The following is a 6,668-nucleotide window of genomic DNA, read 5'->3' on the forward strand; positions in this document are numbered from 1 at the left end:
AATGATATTTCAAATCAATTATCAATCATAATTTATCAATTATAAATATAGTCGCCCCTTTTGTTCCAATAAATTTTAATTAAAAATTTAAAAGAATGAAAGGATTTATTTTTTCAGGACTGTTTATCAGTTCGCTTTATCTTGCACAAAGCAATTCCTTGGATTCCATAAAAACCCAAGAAATAAAGGGAGTGAATTTCACCAAAAGATTACCTGTTGTCAAAGAAATCATCAATGTTCAGAAAGATTTGGATCAAAAAAATCTTGGACAGGATTTGCCTATTTTATTAAAAAACCAGACTTCCATTGTTTCTACTTCTGATGCAGGAAACGGAATTGGATATACCGGTTTCAGAATTCGTGGAGTTGGAGGAAATTCCATCAATGTAATGATGAACGGGATTCCGTACAATGATTCGGAAAGTCAGGGAACTTTTTTTGTGAATGTTCCGGATCTTACAAGTTCAGCTTCACAAATTGTTATTCAGCGTGGAGTCGGAACTTCTTCTAATGGAGTTTCTGCTTTTGGAGCCAGCGTAAATGTAATTTCCAAAGATCCTGCCAATGAATTTTATGCGAAAACAGACAACAGTTATGGCTCTTTTAATACTTATAAATATTCCGCAGAAATTGGTTCCGGAAAATTTTGGAAAAACCGTCTTTCAGTAATGGGACGTTACACCAAAATACATTCCGATGGCTATATTGACCGCGCTTTTTCTGATTTGAATTCTTATAATTTTTCAGCGTTATTTGAAGAAAATAAAACCAAACTTCGTTTTCTCGCTTTTGGAGGAAAAGAAAAAACGTATCAAGCCTGGAACGGAATTGATAAAGCAACATGGGAAACCAATCCGAAATTCAACTATTCCGGTGCGATCTATGATAAAAATTGGGAAAATATTGTAGGTTTTTATAATAATGAAACGGATAATTATCGCCAGAATCATTATCATCTTTTATGGAATCAGAATTTTAATGAAAAATGGAATCTGGAAACCACTTTTCATTACACGAAAGGAAAAGGCTATTATGAAAATTACAAGCAGGGAGATCCGTTTTCAAGGTATAATTTACCAAATTTTAACGGAGAAGAATATTCAGATTTTATTCGTAAAAAATGGCTGGACAATGATTTCTATGGAATTTTCTCCACACTTTACGGGAAATTCGAAAATCTGGATCTGAATCTCGGAGCAGTTGCCAATCAATATTATGGAAGACATTTCGGAAATGTAACCGGTGTTTATTTCTCTGAAATTCAAGAGCATGAATATTACAGAAATCGCTCTTTAAAAAATGAGATTTCCGGATTTGCGAAGGCGATTTATCGCCTTAACGATTTTGAATTATTCGGAGATTTACAACTCAGAAATATTGATTACAACACCAAAATTTTACAGCAAGGTGACGATGAAGGTGCTAATCTGGATAAAAACTGGCTTTTTTTCAATCCAAAATTTGGAATCAGCTATCGAATTAATTCTGGAAAAATATTCCTCTCTTATGCACATGCACACAGAGAACCCAATCGTGATGACTTGTTTGTAAATCCTGAAACTCAGGCAGAAAAATTACACGATTTTGAAGCAGGCATCGAAAAAACATTCGGAAAAGTACAATTTTCTGCAAATGCTTATTATATGAAATATGTGAACCAATTAGTATTGACAGGAGCTATCAATAATGTGGGAGCATTTATCCGAGGAAATTCCGGTAAAAGTTATAGACTTGGACTTGAACTGGCAGCTTTGGCTAATGTTTCAGAGCAATGGCAAATTTCTGGAAACATTGCTTTTAGCGACAATAAAAATCTGGATTTCAAGCAAGAAACAGAAAACGGAATACAGAATTTAGGACGTACACCAATTTCCTTTTCTCCTGATTTTGTTGGAAACATTTTGATTAATTTCAATCCAACCAAAAATTTTAGTATTGGTTGGCAAAATCAATATATCGGAAGTCAGTTTTTGGATAACTCTAATAATAGAGATTTGAAATTGCCAAGCTATTTACTTTCAGATCTGAACGCACAATATTCTTTTCATTTCAAAAAAACAGATGTTATTTTTAAATTTTTACTCAATAATATTTTTGATAAAAAGTATGTAAATAACGGATATGTTTATAATAAAAATCCTTATTATTTTTCCCAAGCAGGAATTAATTTTATGTTTGGTATCAATTTAATATTCAGATAATTAAAATAAATGAAAAATTTATGAAAAATATTGAAAATTAATTATATTTGTAAACTGTATAATTCAAAAAATTTATAGAAATGAGAAAAATTTATTCTTTATTGATGGCACTGATAATCAGTGTTACAATGTCTGCACAATTAACCACTCAGGTGATTAGCCCCGGAGTTTTTAAAATTACTTATGGTGCATCCAATGATTATACTTTTTATGATCCGGGATTTGGAGTTCCGACATTTTATGTACATTGCTGGATTCTTACTTCTGATAATACACAAGGTGTTTCTTTTGATGATGCTTGGACCAATTCCAATGTTACCATGAACTGGGATTCCGGTGCTGGTGCATATGTAGGAACAATAAATCTGAATACGAAACTTTTCACAAATTCTAATAATACTGTAGCCGGCGGAACTACTGTACAAAAAGTAGGGATTGTTTTCAAAGATTTACAAAATGGCGCTACAAAACAATCTGCAGACTATTATGTACAAGGGCCAACTACGCTTCCTATACTTGCAGTTTCTGAAGCATCTTTAGCAAAAAAATCTTCTGTAATTGAAGGAAAACTGTACACAGCTAAAAAAGGAATGCTGAATGTAGCGATTTATGATTTTAGTGGAAGAATGATTAAAAATATGAATGTAAAAGCAGACGGAAACGCAATCGAACTTAATCTTCAGAAAAAAGGAAATTACATCCTGAATATTTCTGATAGTAAGTCTTCCGAAAGCGTAAAATTTGCTTACTAAAAACTAAAATTAAATTTTTCTGAAAGCTGTCTCACGGACAGCTTTTTTATTTTAAAATCACGAATAAAAAAACTAAATTTGCTGCCAATATGAATCTGTATTTTCACATTCTGGAATACTTGAAAATGAATACCAAAACGGAGATTTCCGGTTTTGGCGTTTTTGGTGTTAAAAATACAGGCGCGAAAATAAGCAAAGAACAAAGCATTCTCCCTCCTGCAAAAGAAATCGTTTTCTATACAGATTATGCAGCAAAAGACAATGGCTTTATCTCATATCTTTCTCAAAAAGAAAAAGTCTCAGAATTTGACGCAGAATTAGAGCTGAAAAAATACACCAATCAATGGAAAAGTAAGTTGGAAGCCAATCAGGAATTTGAACTTGAAGGAATCGGAACTTTTAGAAATCAGGAAGATCAGATTCACTTCAAAGGAGAAAGAATAGAAGAATTAAATCCTGATTTTTATGGTTTGGAAGAAATCCGAATTTCAGAAATCAAAGCATCGAATATTCAAAACGGAATTTCCGATGAGATGATAGAGACGAAAGGTTCTTACAAATTCAATTCTTCTATTTTGTGGATTTTCCTTGTAGCAGTTCCGGTTTTGGGAATTTTATATTTCGGAATTACAAAGCAGGAAATGATTTTTGGAAAAAAAAGTAATCTTTCCGTTAAAAATTCCACTCACAGAATTGAAAGTAAAAAACCAGTAGATTCTTTAGAAAACAAGACCATTCAAGATACATTGAAAAACGATTCTCTGAAAACTCCTGCACAAAAAATCATTCATAAATAATCGGATTTTTACAAATCAAATGAGAACAAAAAAAGCAATAGAATCTTTAACGATAATGACCAATATCGTTCTTCCGAACGAAACCAATTCTCTTAGAAATCTTTTTGGGGGTGAGCTTTTGGCAAAAATGGATCGTTGCGCTTCTATTTCGGCAGCAAGACATTGCGAAAGAAGAGTGGTTACAGCTTCTGTAAATCACGTTTCGTTTAATCATCCGATTCCTGAAGGTGGAATTGTAGTTTTGGAATCTAAAGTTTCCCGTGCTTTTTCTACTTCTATGGAAATTTATGTAGACGTTTGGCTGGACGATCCTATTGCCGGAAAAAAAATCCACACCAATGAAGGTATTTATACATTTGTTGCTGTAGACGAATTCAACAAACCTGTTCCAATTCCGCAAATGGAACCTGAAACCGATCTTGAAATTGAACGCTTTGCCGCTGCACAAAGAAGAAAAGAACTTTCCCTTATTCTTTCAGGAAGAATGAAACCTCAGGATTCTGTAGAATTGAAAAAATTGTTCATTTCTTAGCCAATAGCTAACCACAAAAAACCAAAACAAGTCATATATTTAGCTTCTCTAAAGTTTGCAAAATATAGTAATTCTCTTTTGTGAATTTTGAACTTCAATACATATAAAAACTTTTGCTTCTTTTGTCGTAAAAATGATAAAAAATGAAAATCCTTCAGCTTGATAAAAATCATCCTTTAATTGCCGAACAACTTTCTGCAAAAGGTTTTATTGTGGAAGAAGACCATCAATCCGGCTATAATGAAGTTTTAGAAAAAATAAAAAATTACGAAGGAATTATTATCCGAAGCCGAATTCCTTTGGACAAAAATTTTCTTGAAAATGCTTCTCACCTAAAATTCATTGCAAGAGTTGGAGCCGGAATGGAAAATATTGATGTACCAAAAGCAAAAGAATTAGGAATTGAACTCATCAATTCTCCGGAAGGAAACCGTGATTCTGTTGCAGAACATGTTTTGGGAATGCTATTAATTTTAATGAACCGACTTTTCATTGCTTCCAACGAAGTGAAAAACGGAATCTGGAAAAGAGAAGAAAATAGAGGCGATGAACTTCTCGGAAAAACGTTTGGAATTATCGGCTACGGAAATATGGGAAAAGCTGTTGCGAAAAGACTTTCAGGATTTGGCTGTACTGTAATTTTTCATGATATTCTTACTGATCTTTCGGATGAATTTGCGACACAGGTTAGTTTGGAAGAATTAAAAAAACAAGCCGATATTGTAAGTCTTCACATTCCAATTACACCGGAAACTTATCATTTGATTGACGAAAAATTTATTTCCGAAATGGGGAAAAATTTTTATTTCATTAATACAGCGAGAGGAAAAAATGTAAAAACGAAAAACTTAGTTGAAGCCATAAAATCCGGGAAAATAAAAGGAGCTGCGCTCGACGTTTTGGAACATGAAAAATCTTCTTTTGAGCATCTGGAAACAGAAGATTCTGACCTTCAATTTTTGCTAAATTCCGAAAAAGTAATCGTTACTCCGCATATCGCAGGATGGACTGTACAAAGCAAAGAAAAACTGGCACAGATTATTGTGGACAAAATTTTGTTAAAATATTCTTAATCTCTTTTCAGTATTATTATTTTATGTTTCAAATTGGCTAAATTGCTCGCCCGATATTTGAAGAAATGAAAAGATTTTTTACCGTATTGCTTCTGGCATTTTTATGCATTGCTTCTTCCTGCAAAAACACAGATAAATTTTCTCAGGAAGAAAATTCCAAACTTCCGAATTACGGAAATGTAAATCTTGATGATGTTTTTTCTAAAAGCGATAGTGAGCTTTCGGATGAAGATTCGGTAAAACTTTTTCTGAATAACTATTACAAAACAATTTGGGAAGGCGGAAACCTGAGTGGAGGGATTTTGGTCGCAAAAGGTGACAAAATTTTGTTTGAAAATTACAGAGGTTTTGCTCAGGAATTTGCTCAGGAACCAATTACTAAAAATACACCTCTTCATGTTGCTTCTGTTTCCAAAACCCTTACAGCAATGGCTGTGATGAAATTGATAGAAGCCGGAAAATTGAAACTCACCGATCCTGTCACCAAATTTTTTCCAAAATTTCCCTATCCACAAGTGCAGGTTCAGTATCTTCTCAATCAACGAAGCGGGCTTCCTAAATATGAATATTTCATTGATAAAATTCAGCCTGCTCCTGCGGAACTTTCTAAAAAATTTCTCTCCAATCAGGATATTTTAAATCTTTTAATTCAATATAAACCGGAACTGGCAAGAGATACCAATACAGGATTTATGTATTGCAATACCAACTATGCACTATTGGCATTGATTGTAGAAAAGGTAACCAAAACTCCTTTTCCTGAAGCCATGCAAGAAATTGTTTTTAGACCTTTAAAAATGAATAATACCTATATTTTTAAAGAATCTGACACTTTGAAAGCTGCAAAATCTTTTTATAACGGAGGTAATAGATTATATCCTTATGATCGTTTGGATTTGATTTATGGAGATAAAAATGTTTACACTACTCCGAATGATCTATATCATTTTTCAAAAGCTCTGTTTTCTAAAAATTTTCTAAAACCAACTTTTATGCAAATGGTATTCACACCTTACAGTAATGAAAAGGCAGGAATTAATAATTATGGTCTTGGTTTCCGGATGAAAATTTTTGACAATGGAGAAAAACTGACTTATCATAATGGATGGTGGCATGGAAGCAATGCTGTTTTTGCCCATCTTTTGAAGTCAAAAGTTACCATTATCGCAATTGGAAATAAGTATTCCAGAAAAGTATATTCTGCACTTGCACTTTCGAGCCTTTTTGAAAATTTTCCTTACGAAACTGAAAAACTTCAAAAAGAAATGAAACCTGAAGACAGTGTAAAGATTGATTCTACAGATTCCGTAGGA

Annotated in this window: 6 protein-coding genes; all 6 read left to right on the top strand. The window is 33.0% G+C overall.

Annotated elements, in window-relative coordinates:
• Positions 1 to 95: 95 nt before the first annotated feature.
• Entirely contained in the window at positions 96 to 2,201 is a 2,106-nt protein-coding gene (locus AC2A1C_RS12515; RefSeq protein ID WP_484026087.1) for a TonB-dependent receptor, read from the top strand.
• An 80-nt stretch (positions 2,202 to 2,281) separates the two neighbouring features.
• On the top strand, positions 2,282 to 2,953 hold the full coding sequence (locus tag AC2A1C_RS12520; protein ID WP_484026088.1) for a T9SS type A sorting domain-containing protein: 672 nt from the start codon (positions 2,282 to 2,284) through the stop codon (positions 2,951 to 2,953).
• Between the two features lie 125 nt (positions 2,954 to 3,078).
• Complete coding sequence (locus tag AC2A1C_RS12525; protein WP_484026089.1) at positions 3,079 to 3,750, top strand: hypothetical protein; 672 nt, start codon at positions 3,079 to 3,081, stop codon at positions 3,748 to 3,750.
• 19 nt (positions 3,751 to 3,769) lie between these two features.
• On the top strand, positions 3,770 to 4,282 hold the full coding sequence (locus AC2A1C_RS12530) for an acyl-CoA thioesterase (protein ID WP_484026091.1): 513 nt from the start codon (positions 3,770 to 3,772) through the stop codon (positions 4,280 to 4,282).
• A 143-nt stretch (positions 4,283 to 4,425) separates the two neighbouring features.
• The gene (locus AC2A1C_RS12535; protein WP_484026092.1) at positions 4,426 to 5,355 is read left to right on the top strand and encodes a 2-hydroxyacid dehydrogenase; all 930 of its coding nucleotides are present in this window, start codon (positions 4,426 to 4,428) and stop codon (positions 5,353 to 5,355) included.
• Positions 5,356 to 5,420: 65 nt separating this feature from the next.
• Positions 5,421 to 6,668, top strand: a 1,248-nt coding sequence (locus AC2A1C_RS12540) for a serine hydrolase domain-containing protein (protein WP_484026093.1), incomplete at its 3' end; no start/stop codon positions are given.

The organism is Chryseobacterium sp. HNCC26DJ241, from assembly GCF_057180505.1.

Excerpts from the sequence above, each read along its gene's own strand:
- AC2A1C_RS12515 (WP_484026087.1), top strand. The coding sequence starts at position 96 with ATGAAAGGATTTATTTTTTCAGGACTGTTTATCAGTTCGCTTTATCTT.
- AC2A1C_RS12530 (WP_484026091.1), top strand. The coding sequence starts at position 3,770 with ATGAGAACAAAAAAAGCAATAGAATCTTTAACGATAATGACCAATATC.
- AC2A1C_RS12525 (WP_484026089.1), top strand. The coding sequence starts at position 3,079 with ATGAATACCAAAACGGAGATTTCCGGTTTTGGCGTTTTTGGTGTTAAA.
- AC2A1C_RS12520 (WP_484026088.1), top strand. The coding sequence starts at position 2,282 with ATGAGAAAAATTTATTCTTTATTGATGGCACTGATAATCAGTGTTACA.
- AC2A1C_RS12535 (WP_484026092.1), top strand. The coding sequence starts at position 4,426 with ATGAAAATCCTTCAGCTTGATAAAAATCATCCTTTAATTGCCGAACAA.